Genomic DNA, 15,108 nt, shown 5'->3' on the forward strand with positions numbered 1-15,108 from the left:
CGCCAGCGAGATCAGCGTCACCGCCGCCTGCGCCACCGGAGCGCTTTCCGCACCGCGGACGTGTCCGCGTACCGGGATCCCGCCGCCCGCGCCCGCGCCGTCGGAGGCGATGGTCGCGACCGCGGCCGGGCGCTGCGTGCCCTCCGGGCCCGCCTGGGCAGCGGAGTCTGCACCGGCCCGGCCCGGCACCCGCTCACCGGCGGGAGTGAACGTGTCCGACACGGCGGCCTCGACGACCGGGGCCTGAGTCTGCGCCTCGGCGACGGTCGGAGCCGCCGCGGAACTCTGCTGCTGAGCGGCCTGGGCCAGAGCACCGGTGGTACGCAACGGGACCTCCTTGATGAACAGCACGACGACGAAGGCGAGGAAGGCGCAGGGCGCGGCGTAGAGGAAGGCGTCGGCGATGCCGTGCCCGTAGGCGCCCTCCAGCCAGGTGCGCACGGCGCGGGGCAGCGCGTCCATGTCGGGCAGCTCGCCGCCGGCGCTCATCGCCTGGGCGGCGGCGGCCCGGGCGTGGGGGCTCAGGGACATGATGGTGTCCTTGGCGTGGTGGCTGATCCGGGTGGACATCACCGAGCCGAGGACGCCGACGCCGACCGCGCCGCCGAGGGTGCGGAAGAAGCTGACCGTCGAGGACGCCGCGCCGAGGTCCTGCGGGGCGACCTGGTTCTGGGTGGACAGCACCAGGTTCTGCATCGTCATGCCGACGCCGACGCCGAGCAGCGCCATGTACAGCGACAGGTGCCAGTACGGCGTGTCGTAGCGCATCGTGCCGAGCAGCCCGAGGCCCGCGGTCAGGCAGGCGCCACCGGCCACCAGCCAGGCCTTCCAGCGGCCGGTGCGGGTGATGATCTGGCCGGAGACCATGGAGGCGACGAACAGGCCGCCGATCATCGGGATCGTCATGACACCGGACATGGTCGGCGACTTGTCGCGGGCCAGCTGGAAGTACTGCGAGAAGAACACCGTGCCGGAGTACATGCCGACGCCGACGAAGAGCGAGGCGAGCGACGCCAGCGCGATGGTGCGGTTGCGGAACAGGCGCAGCGGGATGATCGGCGCGCTCGCCTTGGTCTCCACGAGGACGAACAGCAGCGCCAGCACGATCACGCCGCCGACCATCGTGAAGGTCTGCCACGACACCCAGTCGTACTTGTCGTTCGCGAAGGTGACCCAGATCAGCAGCAGGGACGCCGCGGCGGTGATGAGGAAGGCGCCGCCCCAGTCGACCTTGACCTGGCGCTTGGTGACCGGCAGGTGCAGCGTCTTCTGGAGCACCAGCAGGGCGATCAGGGCGAAGGGGATGCCGACGAACAGGCAGTAGCGCCAGCCGAGCCAGGAGGTGTCGGTGATGACGCCGCCGAGCAGCGGTCCGCCGACGGTGGCGACGGCGAACGTGGCGCCGGTGTAGCCGGAGTAGCGGCCGCGCTCCCGGGGCGCGATCATCGCGGCCATGATGACCTGCACCAGCGCGGACAGACCGCCCGCACCCAGGCCCTGGACGACGCGCGCGGTGATCAGCATGGCGGGGTTCTGCGCCAGACCGGCTATCACCGAGCCGGCGACGTAGATCACCAGGGCTATCTGGACGAGCGCCTTCTTGCTGAGCAGGTCGGACAGCTTGCCCCACAGGGGCACCGAGGCCGTCATGGCGAGCAGCGCCGCGGTGACGACCCAGGTGTACGCCGACTGGCCGCCGCCCAGGTCCTTGATGATCGTCGGCAGGGCGTTGGTGACGATGGTCGAGGACAGGATGGCGGCGAACAGCCCGAGCAGCAGCCCGGACAGCGCCTCCATGATCTGGCGATGCGTCATCGGGGCGTCGTCGGCGGCGTGCTGGTCGCCCCCTCGCCTGGCGTGGGCCCGCACACCGGCTGGTGTGGTCGTTGCCATGGGCTTCCTTTGCTTACGTCTTGCGGGTGTACGGGTGGTCTGCGGCGACTACGGCGCCCTGTTCGGCCACGACGTCCTCGCGTACGGCTGCCCGGCCATGGGCGGCTCCGCCGCGGGCGCGGGAAGCGGGACCGGGGTGGACCGGCAGTCGCCGAAGCTGTCGCGCAGCCGGCCCATCAGCCGGATGAGCTGACCGACCTCGTCGTCGGTCCAGTCGCTCAGCCGCTCCGTCAGCAGGTGTGTGGTGCGGCGGGACAGCTCGGCGAGCTGGTCGAGCCCGGTGGGGGTGAGGCGCAGGATGCGCGAGCGCTTGTCCGCCGGGTCCGGCAGCCGGTCGATCCAGCCGCGTGCGGCGACGTGTGCGACATGCCGGCTGGTCACCGACATGTCCACGGCGAGCAGCTCGGCGAGCTTGCTCATGCGCATGTCGCCGTGGCGGCCGATCAGGGTCAGGACGGCGGCGGAGCCGGCCGGGCAGTCGGGTGGCAGGATCCGCCCCATGTCCCGGTTGACGGCGCCGACGGCACTGAGCTGACGCGCCAGTTCTTCGTACTGCGCCCGCTCGGCCATCACACCTCCCGCAATCGTTGCTTGTAGCAACCATAGAGGTGGTTGATTGCCTAGGGCGTCCAAATCGGTCCACTTGGCGCAAAACCTTGGCAAAGGCAAGCATTGCGAAGGTAAACACCCCTGACGGGCGTGTCCGGCGTCCTGGCTCCGGGCGCGCGGCAGCCCCCGGCCGGACGGGCGGCCGGGGGCTGGAGCGCCTCAGGCGCCGGTGCGCAGCGGCGGGAGCGCGGGAACCTCGGGGGCGTTCTCGATGTCCTGCGCAGTCATCCGGAACTGCTCCGGGTACGCCTCGCGCCGGGTGCGGCGGGCGGGCTCGGTGGTGCGCCAGGTGTACAGGCACCGGCGGCACTGGAGGATGTCCCAGACGCCGGGCACGGGCGAGGTGTGCAGGGTGTCGACGGCCTCGAAGGCGCAGCGGGGACAGCAGCCGGCCATGGGCTCGGCCGTACGGTCGGTCGTGGGCTCGGTCACGCGGTCGTGCAGAGAGTCGGAGTCGGTCATGGGTGGGTCTCCTCTTCGGTCACTCGGGGCGGGCGGCGGTCAGCGGCGGCTCTCGGCGATCAGCCGCTGAAGCCGGGCGGTCCACTCCTTCGTCTCGGGCAGGTCCTTGGTGGGCGTGGAGAAGTTGCCCCGCTCGTCGGGGTGCACGGGTGTGGTGGCGTCGATGATCATCTTGCTGGTGATGCCGGCCGGCTGGGCCGCGGGCGCCAGTTCCACCACGGACAGGTTGGGCAGCATCACCACGTCGGCGGCCGGGTTGACCTTCGAGGACATCGCCCACATGACCTGCGGCAGGTCGAACGGGTCCACGTCCTCGTCCACCACGATCACCGTGGTGATGTACCCGAGCCCGTGCGGCGTGGTCATCGCCCGCATCGCCACCGCCTTGGCGAATCCGCCGTAGCGCTTCTTGGTGGAGATCACCGCCAACAGCCCGTGGGTGTACATGGCGTTGACGGCCTGGACCTCGGGGAACTCGGCGCGCAGCTGCTTCAGCAGCGGGACACACGTGTTCGGTCCGACGAGGTAGTCGCACTCCGTCCACGGCATGCCCAGGTAGAGGGACTCGAAGACGGGGTTCGTACGGTGGGAGACGCGCTCGACCCGGATGACGGGCATCCGCCGGCCGCCCGAGTAGTGCCCGGTGAACTCCCCGAACGGGCCCTCTATCTGCCGCGTGCGGCTCTCGATGACACCCTCGATGACGACCTCCGAACCCCACGGCACGTCGAAGCCGGTGAAGGGGGCGGTGGCGATCGGTGCGGGCGCGCCGCGCAGGGCGCCCGCCATCTCGTACTCGCTCTGGTCGTAGCCCATGGGCATGCCGGCCACGATCGCCATCACCGGGTCGTTGCCGAGGGTGATGGCGATGGGCAGGTCCTCCCCCCACTCCTCCGCCTTGCGCAGATGCAGGGCGACGTCGTGCACCGGCACGGGCTGCATCGCCAGCCGGTTCCGGCCGATGACCTGGAGGCGGTAGGTGCCGACGTTCTGCTTGCCGAAGTGGCCCGGGTCCTCGGGGTCGCGGGAGACCACGGCCGCCTTGTCGAGGTAGAAGCCGCCGTCGCCGTCGTTGAGGCGGAACAGGGGCAGCACCGAGAACAGGTCGACGTCCTCGCCCACCTGGGTGTTCTCCCGCCACGGGGCGTCCTCGCGCCGCTCGGGGGCGATGGGGAAGGCGTCCCAGCGCCGGGCGAACTCCGCGACCTGCTCCTTGACCGGGGTGTGCTTGGGCAGCCCGAGGGCCAGCGCGTGGTTGGCCCAGGAGCCGTGCACGTTCAGGGCGATCCGGGCGTCGGTGAAGCCCTTGACGTTGTCGAACCACAGGGCCGGGGCGCCCTCCCCGATCCGGCCGGCCGCGTTGGCCGCCGCCGCCAGATCGGGTTCGGGCAGGACCTCCTCGGTGACGCGCAGCAGTTGCCCCTCCTTCTCCAACGTGTCGAGGAAACCGCGCAAGTCGTCGTAGGGCATGGGTACTCCGTAGAACTGAGTGGGACTGTTAGGACAAGGGGTCGGATCGGGGCGGGAGTCGGCGGGGGAGGCGGCCCGCAGCGTCCCCGCCGTGTGAGTCGGGCGGGCAGTCCGCGAGCGCCGTAGGGCGGGCCTGGCCGGCGCGGCGGCTCGGCGGCGTACCGCGACCGTCACGAGGCCGGCCGGAGGGCGCGGGCCGCGCGCATGCCCTCCCACCGCTTCGCCGCGGGCGCGGGGAGGTCGAACTGGTCGAGGACGCGAGCCACGATGTGGTCCACGATGTCGTCCACCGACCGCGGGTGGTTGTAGAAGGCGGGCATCGGAGGCACGATCCGCACCCCCAGCCGGGACAGCGCCAGCATGTTCTCCAGGTGGATCTCGCTCAGCGGCGTCTCGCGCGGCACCAGGACCAGCGGGCGGCGCTCCTTGAGGATCACGTCCGCGGCCCGCCCGACCAGGCCGTCGGCGTAACCGGCGCGGATTCCCGCGAGGGTCTTCATCGAACAGGGCAGGATCACCATGCCGTCGGTGCGGAAGGAACCCGACGCGATGGTGGCGCCCTGGTCCTCGGGCCGGTGCACCGTGTGGGCCAGGGCGGCGACCTCGTCCCCGGACAGGCCGGTCTCCAGCTCGATCGTCGTACGCGCCCACCGGCTGAGGACCAGGTGGGTCTCGACGTCCGGCAGCTGCGCCAGCGTCTGGAGGAAGCGGACACCGAGGACGGCACCGGTGGCTCCCGTCATCCCCACGACCAATCTCATAGGAGGGTTCCTTCCCGCGCACACCGCGCTGACCTGTGCCTACCGCTCCACGCTAGGAGCCGGATCGCGGGCGGCGGCGGTACACTCGGGACTCGTCATGGGGAAAAACGGACAGGCTGCACGACGGTCGGCCATCGGGGAGCTGACCCTGCGGCCCACGGCCGGCTCGCCGCCGGGCCTGGAGCTGCTGGAGCTGTCCGGACTGCCCGATCGCGCCCGCCGCCACGGCAACGATCCGTACGCCTCGCTGCGCCCCGCCTTCCACCAGATCGTCACCCTGCACCCCGGCGGCCGGCTGTCGGTCTCGGTGGACTTCACCCGGTACGCACTGGCGGGCGGCGACTGGCTGTGGATCCGGCCCGGGCAGGTGCAGCGCTGGGGCTGTGACCTGCCGGCGGCCGACGGCCTGGTGATCGCCTTCCCGCCGGGCTTCACCGGCGCCGGACCCGCCGTCGGCCCGGTCGCCGACACGCCGTTCGCGCAGGCGGTCCTCACCCCCGCTCCCCGGGACGCCGAGGGCCTGCGCCGGGCGCTGGACCATCTGCGCTTCGAGTACGACGCGCTGGCCGAGCTGCCCCTGGAAGCCCATGTGCGGGTGCTGCGGCACCTGCTGGCGGTGCTGACGGCCCGGCTGGCGAACGCCTACCGCGCCGAACCGGGCAGACCCGTTCCGAACGAGGCGTTCCGCCGCTTCCACGCCGCCGTCGAACGGGACTTCACGGTCACCCGCCGGGTGGAGGACTACGCGGCGGCTCTCGGCTACAGCCGCCGCACCCTCACCCGCGCCGCCCAGGCGGCCACCGGCATGTCGGCGAAGCGTTACATCGATGCACGGGTGGTGCTGGAGGCCAAGCGGGAACTGGCCCACGGGACGTCGAGCGCGGGAGCCGTCGCCGTCCGGCTCGGCTTCGCCGACTCGAGCGACTTCACCAAGTTCTTCCGGCAGCGGACGGGCACCACCCCGACGGCCTTCCGCCGCACGGCACGGGGGACATAGCCCCCGCGCCTCCTGCGGCCCCCGTGCCGCCCACGCCCCCTACGGCTCGGTGACCGGGGGAAGCCACCGTGCCCGCGCGCGGCAGAGGTCGCGTGACAGGGCGATCTCCCCGGCGTGGTGCAGGAGTTCCCGGTCGGCCCACCGCACGATGTCGTGGAAGGGCTCCTCCGACCGCCCACGCTCGAAACCCGGCCGGACGGCGACGGGGGCCACTGGGCGCTGATCGGGGCGGGAGGGCGGCACGTTCACCGGATCTTTGCTCCCGAAGCGGCCCTGACCTGCGCTTTCGATGGTCGGAGTATCGGACGTGCGAGGGCTGTTGACACCCCTCGGTGGCTTCCTATCATCAATCTTTGTCCGTCACTGCGACCACCGTTCGAAATACCGTTCAATGGCATCGCCACTCCGGTGGCTGCGGGCGACGTGCGTGACGGTGTTCCCGACCGCCGTGGAGGTGTCCGCACAGAGATTCGCATGTCATGTACATGCCTTTTCACCGGGCCAGGTCCGGTACCCGGCGGTGGGACGCCGCCGGCTTCCCCCATCCCCAGGAGACAACCCATGTCCGTGACTTCGGCCCGCTCCCGGCGGGTCAGGCCGCTCACCCTGCTGCCGCTGGTGCTGGCCCTCGCCCTGGCGCTCGCCATGCTCGGCGGCCGGGCCGCCGCCGGTCAGACGACCGCCGGCAGCGCCCGAGCCGCAGCGGCCGGCACGCTCCCCTGCGACCTGTACGCCGCCGGCGGCACCCCCTGCGTGGCCGCGCACAGCACCACACGTGCGCTGTACTCCGCCTACAACGGCCGCCTCTACCAGGTCAAACGCGCCTCGGACGGAGCCACCCGCGACATCGGCACGCTCAGCGCGGGCGGTTACGCCGACGCCGCCGCGCAGGACTCCTTCTGCGCCGGCACGAGTTGCCTCATCACCGTCCTCTACGACCAGTCCGGCCGCGGCAACCACCTCACCCAGGCTCCGCCCGGAGGGTTCAACGGCCCCGCCGCGGGCGGCTACGACAACCTCGCCGAGGCTTCCGCCGCGCCGGTCACCGTGGCCGGCCACAAGGCGTACGGCGTCTTCATCGCCCCCGGTACCGGCTACCGCAACAACAACACCAACGGCATCGCCACCGGGGACCAGCCGGAAGGCATGTACGCCATCCTCGACGGCACCCACTACAACGGCGGTTGCTGCTTCGACTACGGCAACGCCGAGACCAACAGCCGCGACAACGGCAACGGCCGGATGGAGACGATCTACTTCGGCGACAGCAAGGGCTGGGGCTACGGCGCGGGCAACGGCCCCTGGATCATGGCCGATCTCGAGAACGGCCTGTTCTCCGGCGTCAACCGGGGCTACAACGCGGGCGACCCGAGCGTCGGCCACCGGTTCCTGACCGCCGTCGTCAAGGGCGGCCCGAACCAGTGGGCGATCCGGGGCGGCAACGCGCAGTCCGGCGGCCTGTCCACCTACTACAGCGGACCACGCCCCAACGCCACGGGCTACAACCCGATGCACAAGGAGGGGGCCATCATCCTCGGCATCGGCGGCGACAACAGCAACGGCTCCGCCGGCACCTTCTACGAGGGTGTGATGACCTCCGGCTACCCCTCGGACGCCACCGAGAACGCCGTACAGGCCAACATCAACGCGGCCGGCTACGCCACCTCGTCCGCGGCGGCCCGACTCACGGTGGGCTCTCGCGTCTCGCTGCGGGCCACCACCGCCTGCTGCACCAACCAGTACCTCCGCCACAACAGCGCCGACAGCAACGCCTCCATCGCGACGGTCTCCTCCTCCAGCGCCGCCGCCGACAAGGCCGCCGCCACCTGGATCGTGCGCGCGGGTCTCGGCGACGCCTCCTGCGTCTCCTTCGAGTCCGCGGACAAGCCCGGCCAGTACCTGCGCCACTACGACTTCCGGCTGCGCGTCGACAGCAGCGCCGGCGGCGGACTGTTCGCGCAGGACGCCACGTTCTGCCCGCAGGCCGGCCACAACGGCCAGGGTCTGTCCCTGCGGTCCGCCAACTACCCGAGCGACTTCGTCCGCCACTTCGACCACGACGCCTACGTCGCCGGCGACGGGGGCTCCCACACCTGGGACAGCGCCACCCTCTGGGCCGACGACACCAGCTGGGCCGTCGCCTCGCCCTGGGCGTGACAGCCGCCTCGTAGGCGCCCGGCCGGACCGCCCGAACGGTGGTCCGGCCGGGCCGCTCCCGGGTCCTGGATGTCGGTGGCGGGACGTACGGTGGCCCTGTCGGCGCGGTGGTTCTTCGGCCGCCGCGGAAACGGGTGCGGCCCGCGAGGATCGTCGCGCGTGACTGGCCATCCCGTGCCGCTACGCGGGCACGCAGACCTCCTTGCCCTTCAGTGTGCCCTGGCCCACGACCTCGATGAGCGGGTAGACGCAGCCGGCGGCGAGGTAGGTGGTCCACGTCTCCGTACCGGTGTTCATGCCGGGGGTGAGGGGGCCGTGGACGGTCCGGCTGAAGTTCGCCCCGCCGCCCGTCGTGTTCTGCCAGCCGAGCCGCACGTGCACGGCGTCGCCCGCCCGCTTCCAGTAGCCGACGCCGATGCGGCCCGTCTGGCCGACTCTGCCGGTGACGTCGATGCAGAGATCGCCGTTGCCGAGGTCGGTGCACCGCTGGACGTACGCCTGCGGAGCCCGCGTGGCGGCTGTGGCCGTGGCCGTGGTCGCGAACGCCAGGGCGGTGGCGGCAGCGGCGACGAGTCCGGTCCTGACGGTCGTGCGCACGGGCGGCTCCTGTCGAGTGGGGTCGGCGAGGCCGGTGAGACGGCCGGGCCGTGAACGACGGTGAAGCACCCAGCATTCAGGAACCCGGGCCGCGACGGCAGTACGAAATCGGCCAAAGGGGGTGATATGAAGGTGAATCGGTTCTTCGCGCCGAATGGGCCGTCGATGCGCGGATGAGGGAATGTGCGTACGCGTGGACGGGCGTTGTCGGTAACGGGCTTCCTGCGTGTCTTTACGGGCGCTACAGTGGCGGGAAACGCATCAACGCCTGACCCGGAGCCGTCGGCCCGGGCGGGCCGAGCGGGGGAAGAAAGGTGCGTGCCCGATGACGGTCGGGCTCCTCTCCACGATCGCCGCCGCCTTCTACGGTGGAACGGTCTCCGTACTCGCCCTCACCGCCACCTTCGCCCGACGCCGTACGCTACGGCGCGAGGCGCGCAGCACCCTCGCCGTCCTGGTGCCGGGGAGGGCGGCGCCGGCCCAGGAGACGGAACGGACGGGAAACGCGGCGTAGGCAGGTTGAACAGCTCCCCGTCACGGACTCCGTCACAGAACCGAGAACAGATCGGCGAGCGGGGGCGGGACGCGGTCGGGGCCGAGGGCCTCGACCAGGACGCGACCGTAGTGGATCTTGCGGCCCTTCTTCGTCCCGAAGAACCGCCTGAACTGCCGTTGCGGAGGGCGGCCTTGCTGCGCGGGCTGGCGCAGAAAGGTCGCCAGCGGGCGCGAGTCGCCCTCCGCGCGCACGAGTTCCGTCACCCTCGGCACGCCCAGCGCGCGGATCAGCTCGTCCTCCAGGTCCGCCGCGCAGACGAAGAAACCGTGCGGCGACGCACCGGCCCGTGCGAAACCCCGCGCGTAGTAAGGGCGTTCCGCCTCGTCGCACAGTCCCGTGAGACGGAGCCCGAGGCCGGGAGCGCCGAGCAGCGGGGCATAGCGCCCGACGCTCATCGCACCGCCGATCGGCAGGACGCAGACCCCCTCGTCCTCCAGGTCCCGGCCGCGGCGCCCGGCCAGCGCTTCGACCGCGGCGACGTCGCTCGGCCCTTCGAGCAGCACGGCCACCCGCACCGGCAGCCGCGCGGCCAGCTCCCGCGCGGGACCGTCGGCCCCACCCGCCGCCCACCCGGTGACCGCGTCGCGAAACGCCCCCATGTCAGTCATGCCCCCGAGTCTCACCCCGTCAAGGCCGCCGCGCGAGGGAATTACCGCGATCGCACGCCGAGCCCGTCGTCACCGCGCCCGGCGGCGGGCGGCAGGCCCGTGAGGCAGCCGGGCGCGCTCGCAGCCGGGCGGCACGCGCACCCGCGGGCTGAGCGGCGTCGTGGGGCGGCCGTACGACCGCGGGAGCGCACCCACACGTGTCGCCGGCGCCGACGGCCCCGCGTGCCTCGCTCTCCGAGTCTCCCGACCGGACGATGATGGCCGACACGGAAGTGCCGGGGGAACCGGCCCGCCGCCGGGGAAACCGGAAGGCGGGACCGGCCGCCCGGCCGGCACATCCGCACACCCGCACACCGCGAAGGGACACGGCATGCGTATCGATCTCACCGGACGGACGGCTCTCGTCACGGGTTCCACCCAGGGCATCGGAGCCGCGATCGCGACGGGCCTCGCCCGGGCGGGCGCGCGGGTGGGGGTCAACGGACGCGACCGGCGAAGGGTGGACGAGGCGATCGAGGGTTTCCGGGGGCAGGTGCCGGACGGGGAGTTCGTCGCCGTCCCCGCCGATGTCGCCGCGGACGACGGGGCCGCCGTGGTCGGAGAGTTCCTGCCCGAGGTGGACGTCCTCGTCAACAACCTCGGCATCTTCGGGGCCAAGGACCCGCTGGAGATCACCGACGAGGAGTGGCGCCGCTACTTCGAGGTGAACGTGCTGGCCGCCGTCCGCCTCACCCGCGCCTACCTGCCGGGGATGACCGAGCGCGGCTGGGGCCGGATCCAGTACATCGCGAGCGACTCGGCGGTGGTGGTGCCGGCCGAGATGATCCACTACGGGATGACCAAGACCGCCCTGCTCGCCGTCGGCCGCGGCTTCGCCAAGCAGGCCGCGGGCTCAGGCGTCACGGTGAACTCCGTCATCGCCGGTCCCACCCACACCGCGGGGGTGGAGGACTTCGTGTACCAGCTCGTCGACCGCGACCTGCCGTGGGACGAGGCCCAGCGCGTCTTCATGCGGGAGTACCGGCCGCAGTCCCTGCTGCAACGCCTCATCGAACCCGAGGAGATCGCCAACATGGTGGTCTACCTCAGCTCGGATCTCGCCTCCGCCACGACGGGCGGCGCGCTCCGCGCTGACGGCGGGTACGTCGACTCGATCCTGCCCTGACGCGGCCGGCCGGCCGCGGGTGCCGTGAGGCCTCAGCCGGCGGCGGGGACGGTCCGCGCGTCCGCGGCGACGAGCGCGACAGACGCGCGGACCGCCTCCAGCGCCGCCGCCCGCTGCTGCTCGGTCAGATGGGCCGGCCCGTAGGTGATCACCGGGTCGAGCACCCGGAAGCCGACGAATTCGAGCATGCCGCGGTGGATGTGGAACAGGAAGTCGTCCATCGCGCCGAGCATGCCGCCCGGCTGGAAGGACTCACGGGAGCCGCCGGTCGTCACCAGCAGCATCGCGCGCCTGCCCGCGAGCGCCGCCTCCTCGAACAGGCCGTGCCGCCCGCCGAAGACCCCGCCCATCACGAAGACCCGGTCGATCCAGCCCTTGAGGACGGCGGGCAGCGAGAACCACCACAGCGGGAAGGACAGCACGAGCAGATCGGCGGCGAGCAGCCGGTCCAGGTGGGCGCGTACGGTCGCGTCGAGCGTCCCGTCCGCGACCGCGCGCATCTGCTCGGCCTGCGGCTTGAAGGGGCCGTCCACGGGGGCGAACTCGTCGCGGCCGAGGACCGGGGCCCACCCCTCGGCGTAGAGGTCGACGACCTCGACGCGGTAGCCGGCGTCGCTCAGGGTTCGCGCCGCGGCGGTCATCTGGGCGGTGCTGAAGGAGTGGGGCTCGGGGTGGGCGTGGACGATCAGCGCGGTGGGCGCGGCAGTGAAGGTCGACATGGGAAAATCATATCGACGTATTGCGATGTGTCAATGGGTTCGTGACATCAGAGGGCGGTCCCGACCGCCCGCGCCACCTCCGCCAGCCGCTCCTCGTCGCGCCGGTAGTGGGTCCACTTGCCCACCCGGGTGGGGCGCACGAGGCCCGCCCGTTCGAGCGTGCTCATGTAACTGGAGACGGTCGACTGCGCCAGCCCCGACTTCGCCTGGATGTGGGTGACGCACACACCCACCGTCCGCCGGTCCGCGATCGCCTCGTACTCGCCGAAGTGCAGGTCGGGGTCCCTCAGCCACTGCATGATCTGCAGCCGGGCAGGGTTGCCGAGGGCCTTGAACACCTCGATCAGCTCACCCGGATCCCATTCCGCCGCCCCGGCCATGCGCCACCTCTCTCATCGAACATCGAACACTGGACATTCCGACACACCACGATATCCCGATACGACCCCCGTGCGCCGGCGGCCGAGGAGGCCCCCCGCCCCGGTCCGCCCCGAAACGCCCGCCCGCACCCGCGGTCGGCGCGGACCGTCCCCAACTGCGCCTACTGGCACGGCGTATGGTGTGCGAAACTGCGGTGATCGACCCCCTGCCTGATCCACTCGCACGACGGAGTCCGCCATGGCGACCGGCACCCCCGACCTTCCGTTCCCCCGGATAGACACCAGCAAGGCGCACCCGGCCCGGGTGTACGACTGGCTGCTCGGCGGCAAGGACAACTACCCCGTGGACGAGGCGGTCGGCCGGGCCCTGCCGCCCCAGGCGCACGACGCCGCCCGGCAGAACCGCGCGTTCATGAACCGCGCCGCGGCCTGGCTCGCCGACCGGGGCCTGGACCAGTTCCTGGACATCGGCACCGGCATCCCCACCGAGCCGAACCTGCACCAGATCGTCCAGCGCGCCGTGCCCGCCGCCAAGGTCGTCTACACGGACAACGACCCGATCGTGCTGCGGCACGCCGAGGCGCTGCTGATCAGCAGCCCCGAGGGAACCACCGACTACATCCAGGCCGATGTGCGCCGGCCGGACGAGATCCTGGAACACGCGCGCGAGATCCTCGACTTCGAGCGCCCCGTGGTGCTGTCGCTCATCGCACTGATGCACTTCATCCCCGACGAGCAGGACGCCCACGGCATCGTGCGCGGTCTGGTCGACGCGCTCCCCTCGGGCAGCTACCTGGTGCTGTCGCACGCCGCCTCCGACCTCTTTCCGGAACTGGCGCAGCAGGTCACCGCCGAGTACGCCAAGGGAGGCATCCAGCTCGGCTTCCGCACCCGGACGGAGGTCGCCCGGTTCTTCGACGGCCTCGAACTCGTCGAGCCCGGTCTGGTCACGGCCACCGAGTGGGTCAAAAAGACGCCGGCCCCGCAGGAGGAGGACAGCGGCATCTACGCCGCCGTCGCCCGCGTCCCGTAACACCCGCCGCGCGCCCGCCCTCTGCGGCGCCTCCGCGCCCGTACGCCTCAGCCGGCCGGCGAGCACTGGGGGCGGGCGGCGCCGCGGCGGTCGGCCAGACCGGCCTTCAGGGCGTCGCGCAGGCGGGTGAGCCGTTCGATGTCCGCGTCGAGCGCCGCGATACGCCGCTCCACCACCGCCGCGCCGACCACCCCCTCCTCGGGCGCGTCCGCCGCCGCGGGCCCGCGGCACGGTCGCGGATCCGCGGCGAGCAGGGGCAGGCGGTCGGCGATGCCGCGCAGATCCTCCACCGTGAGCCCCAGAGCGAGGAGTTGGCGGATGACACGCAGGACGGCCAGTTCCCCGGGGCCGTAGTCCCGCTGCCCCGATCGCGTACGGTGCGGCGCCGCCAGGAGGCCGCGCTGTTCGTAGAAGCGCAGCGCCCGGGGCGTCGCGCCCACGGCCGCCGCGGCGTCGCCGATCCGCATGTGTCCCCCTGCCTCCTGCCCGCCGCGCCTGCGGCTGTCAGCCGCGCTCCGTCAGCCGTGGTCCGGCAACTCCACGACGACCGTACCGAACTGGCTGCCCTCGGTCAGCTCCCGCAACGCCCACGGAGCGCGGTCGATGCCCGTGATCCGGGTGAGCGGGAAGCGGATCTCGCCGGAGCGCAGCCACGCCGCGAACCGCCCCAGCCACTCCGTCTCCACCTCGGGATGGTCGACGCCGATGTACCCCCTGACCGACACCCCCTTGACGATGAGCCGGAGCGCGTCGATCTCCACCGGGGCCGTGGCCCCGGACCCCTCCGCCGCCAGCTGCCCGGACAGCGCTCCCACCAGTGCGAACCGCGCCCCCTGCCGGGCGGCGTCCACCGCCGCCGTCAGCTGCGTACCGCCCACCGTGTCGAGCAGCACGTCGATGCCGTCCGGCGCGGCCTCGGCGAGCTGCGCGGCGAACGCCCGGTACGCCGCACGGGAGTCCGCCGCGTCGTGTGCCCCGCGCCAGGAACCGCCGGTCAGGACCGCGTCGTACCCCAGCTCGGAGACCAGCCGTTCCGCCTTCTGCGGCGAACCGGTCGTGCCGATCACCCGCCCGGCCCCCAGCAGCCGGGCGATCTGCCCCGCCAGGGACCCCACACCCCCGGCGGCGCCGGTGACCAGGACGACGTCCCCCTCGCGCACCCCGGCGAGCCGGGTCAGCGCGCCGTAGGCGGCCGAGCCGGAGGAGAGCTGGGCGACTGGGTCGGGCAGCTCCGGGTCCACGGGAGTGCACTGCGCCTCGGGGACGAGGGCGTACTCGCGCCAGCCGAGCAGGTGTGTCACCAGGTCGCCGGGGCGCAGCGGGCTGCCCGGCGGCGCGAGCACCACCTCGCCGAGAGCCGGGCCGTACAGCGCGTCCCCGCGCGCGAGTCCCGGTACGGGGGTGTCGCGCGCCTCGCCGCCGATCAGAGTGCGCAGACCGCCGAAGACCAGGAACTGGCGGTTGCGGACCAGGACTTGATCCGGTTCCGGGGCGGCCAGCGGAGCCTCGACGACGGCGAAGTCCGAGGGGGTGGGCAGCCCCCGGGGCGGGGCGGCGAGCCGTACTTCGCGGACGGTCCGGGGCAGGGCTGTGGTCATGGGCGGCCTCTCGACGCGGGAGCGGACGGAGCAGGGTGTCGGGGTGCGCCGGGCGGCCACGGCCGTCGTCCGCCGGGGCGGCACCGGACCCGCAGACGCTAAT

General features: G+C 72.3%; 16 protein-coding genes. 5 read left to right on the top strand and 11 right to left on the bottom strand.

What is annotated here, in order from left to right:
• From AB0N63_RS19180 to AB0N63_RS19200, 5 genes are all read right to left on the bottom strand, one after another.
• On the bottom strand, positions 1-1,893 hold a 1,893-nt coding region (locus tag AB0N63_RS19180), incomplete at its 3' end, for an MDR family MFS transporter (protein WP_365530176.1).
• 48 nt (positions 1,894-1,941) lie between these two features.
• Positions 1,942-2,463 carry a MarR family transcriptional regulator gene (locus AB0N63_RS19185; protein ID WP_365530177.1) on the bottom strand — a complete coding sequence of 174 codons (522 nt, stop codon included), beginning with the start codon at positions 2,461-2,463 and terminating at the stop codon, positions 1,942-1,944.
• A gap of 198 nt (positions 2,464-2,661) precedes the next feature.
• Entirely contained in the window at positions 2,662-2,964 is a 303-nt protein-coding gene (locus tag AB0N63_RS19190) for a non-oxidative hydroxyarylic acid decarboxylases subunit D (protein WP_365530178.1), read from the bottom strand.
• A gap of 39 nt (positions 2,965-3,003) precedes the next feature.
• Positions 3,004-4,434 carry a non-oxidative hydroxyarylic acid decarboxylases subunit C gene (locus AB0N63_RS19195; RefSeq protein ID WP_365530179.1) on the bottom strand — a complete coding sequence of 477 codons (1,431 nt, stop codon included), beginning with the start codon at positions 4,432-4,434 and terminating at the stop codon, positions 3,004-3,006.
• A gap of 170 nt (positions 4,435-4,604) precedes the next feature.
• Positions 4,605-5,195, bottom strand: coding sequence for a non-oxidative hydroxyarylic acid decarboxylases subunit B (locus AB0N63_RS19200; RefSeq protein WP_365530180.1), 591 nt, complete (start codon positions 5,193-5,195; stop codon positions 4,605-4,607).
• Positions 5,196-5,292: 97 nt separating this feature from the next.
• Between AB0N63_RS19200 and AB0N63_RS19205 the strand changes: the two genes are divergently transcribed.
• Both AB0N63_RS19205 and AB0N63_RS19210 read left to right on the top strand, forming a co-directional pair.
• Positions 5,293-6,192, top strand: coding sequence for a helix-turn-helix transcriptional regulator (locus AB0N63_RS19205; RefSeq protein ID WP_365530181.1), 900 nt, complete (start codon positions 5,293-5,295; stop codon positions 6,190-6,192).
• A gap of 645 nt (positions 6,193-6,837) precedes the next feature.
• Positions 6,838-8,349, top strand: a complete 1,512-nt coding sequence (locus AB0N63_RS19210; protein WP_365530339.1) for an alpha-L-arabinofuranosidase B — start codon at positions 6,838-6,840, stop codon at positions 8,347-8,349.
• 180 nt (positions 8,350-8,529) lie between these two features.
• Here the strand turns inward: AB0N63_RS19210 and AB0N63_RS19215 are convergent, their stop codons facing one another.
• The gene (locus AB0N63_RS19215; RefSeq protein WP_365530182.1) at positions 8,530-8,946 is read right to left on the bottom strand and encodes a hypothetical protein; all 417 of its coding nucleotides are present in this window, start codon (positions 8,944-8,946) and stop codon (positions 8,530-8,532) included.
• Positions 8,947-9,271: 325 nt separating this feature from the next.
• Here AB0N63_RS19215 and AB0N63_RS19220 point away from each other — a divergent pair, with 325 nt between their 5' ends.
• The gene (locus AB0N63_RS19220; protein WP_365530183.1) at positions 9,272-9,460 is read left to right on the top strand and encodes a hypothetical protein; all 189 of its coding nucleotides are present in this window, start codon (positions 9,272-9,274) and stop codon (positions 9,458-9,460) included.
• Between the two features lie 32 nt (positions 9,461-9,492).
• Here AB0N63_RS19220 and AB0N63_RS19225 read toward each other — a convergent pair whose 3' ends face one another.
• Positions 9,493-10,110 (bottom strand): TOPRIM nucleotidyl transferase/hydrolase domain-containing protein, encoded by a 618-nt coding sequence (locus AB0N63_RS19225; RefSeq protein WP_365530184.1) that lies wholly within the window; start codon positions 10,108-10,110, stop codon positions 9,493-9,495.
• A 370-nt stretch (positions 10,111-10,480) separates the two neighbouring features.
• On the opposite strand from AB0N63_RS19225, the gene AB0N63_RS19230 reads away from it, so the two are divergent.
• Positions 10,481-11,275 (top strand): SDR family oxidoreductase, encoded by a 795-nt coding sequence (locus tag AB0N63_RS19230; RefSeq protein ID WP_365530185.1) that lies wholly within the window; start codon positions 10,481-10,483, stop codon positions 11,273-11,275.
• Between the two features lie 32 nt (positions 11,276-11,307).
• On the opposite strand, the gene AB0N63_RS19235 is transcribed toward AB0N63_RS19230, so the two are convergent.
• Positions 11,308-11,994, bottom strand: a complete 687-nt coding sequence (locus tag AB0N63_RS19235; protein ID WP_365530186.1) for an NAD(P)H-dependent oxidoreductase — start codon at positions 11,992-11,994, stop codon at positions 11,308-11,310.
• 47 nt (positions 11,995-12,041) lie between these two features.
• Positions 12,042-12,374, bottom strand: coding sequence for a metalloregulator ArsR/SmtB family transcription factor (locus AB0N63_RS19240; RefSeq protein ID WP_365530187.1), 333 nt, complete (start codon positions 12,372-12,374; stop codon positions 12,042-12,044).
• Between the two features lie 238 nt (positions 12,375-12,612).
• Between AB0N63_RS19240 and AB0N63_RS19245 the strand changes: the two genes are divergently transcribed.
• A complete protein-coding gene (locus AB0N63_RS19245) occupies positions 12,613-13,407 on the top strand; it encodes an SAM-dependent methyltransferase (protein ID WP_365530188.1) in 795 nt (264 codons plus the stop codon).
• Positions 13,408-13,454: 47 nt separating this feature from the next.
• On the opposite strand, the gene AB0N63_RS19250 is transcribed toward AB0N63_RS19245, so the two are convergent.
• Entirely contained in the window at positions 13,455-13,874 is a 420-nt protein-coding gene (locus AB0N63_RS19250) for a MerR family transcriptional regulator (protein ID WP_365530189.1), read from the bottom strand.
• A gap of 51 nt (positions 13,875-13,925) precedes the next feature.
• Positions 13,926-15,005, bottom strand: coding sequence for an NADP-dependent oxidoreductase (locus AB0N63_RS19255; protein ID WP_365530190.1), 1,080 nt, complete (start codon positions 15,003-15,005; stop codon positions 13,926-13,928).
• Positions 15,006-15,108 lie beyond the last annotated feature (103 nt).

Origin of the sequence: Streptomyces sp. NPDC093260 (genome assembly GCF_040683715.1) — a bacterium.
Taxonomy (GTDB): domain Bacteria; phylum Actinomycetota; class Actinomycetes; order Streptomycetales; family Streptomycetaceae; genus Streptomyces; species Streptomyces sennicomposti.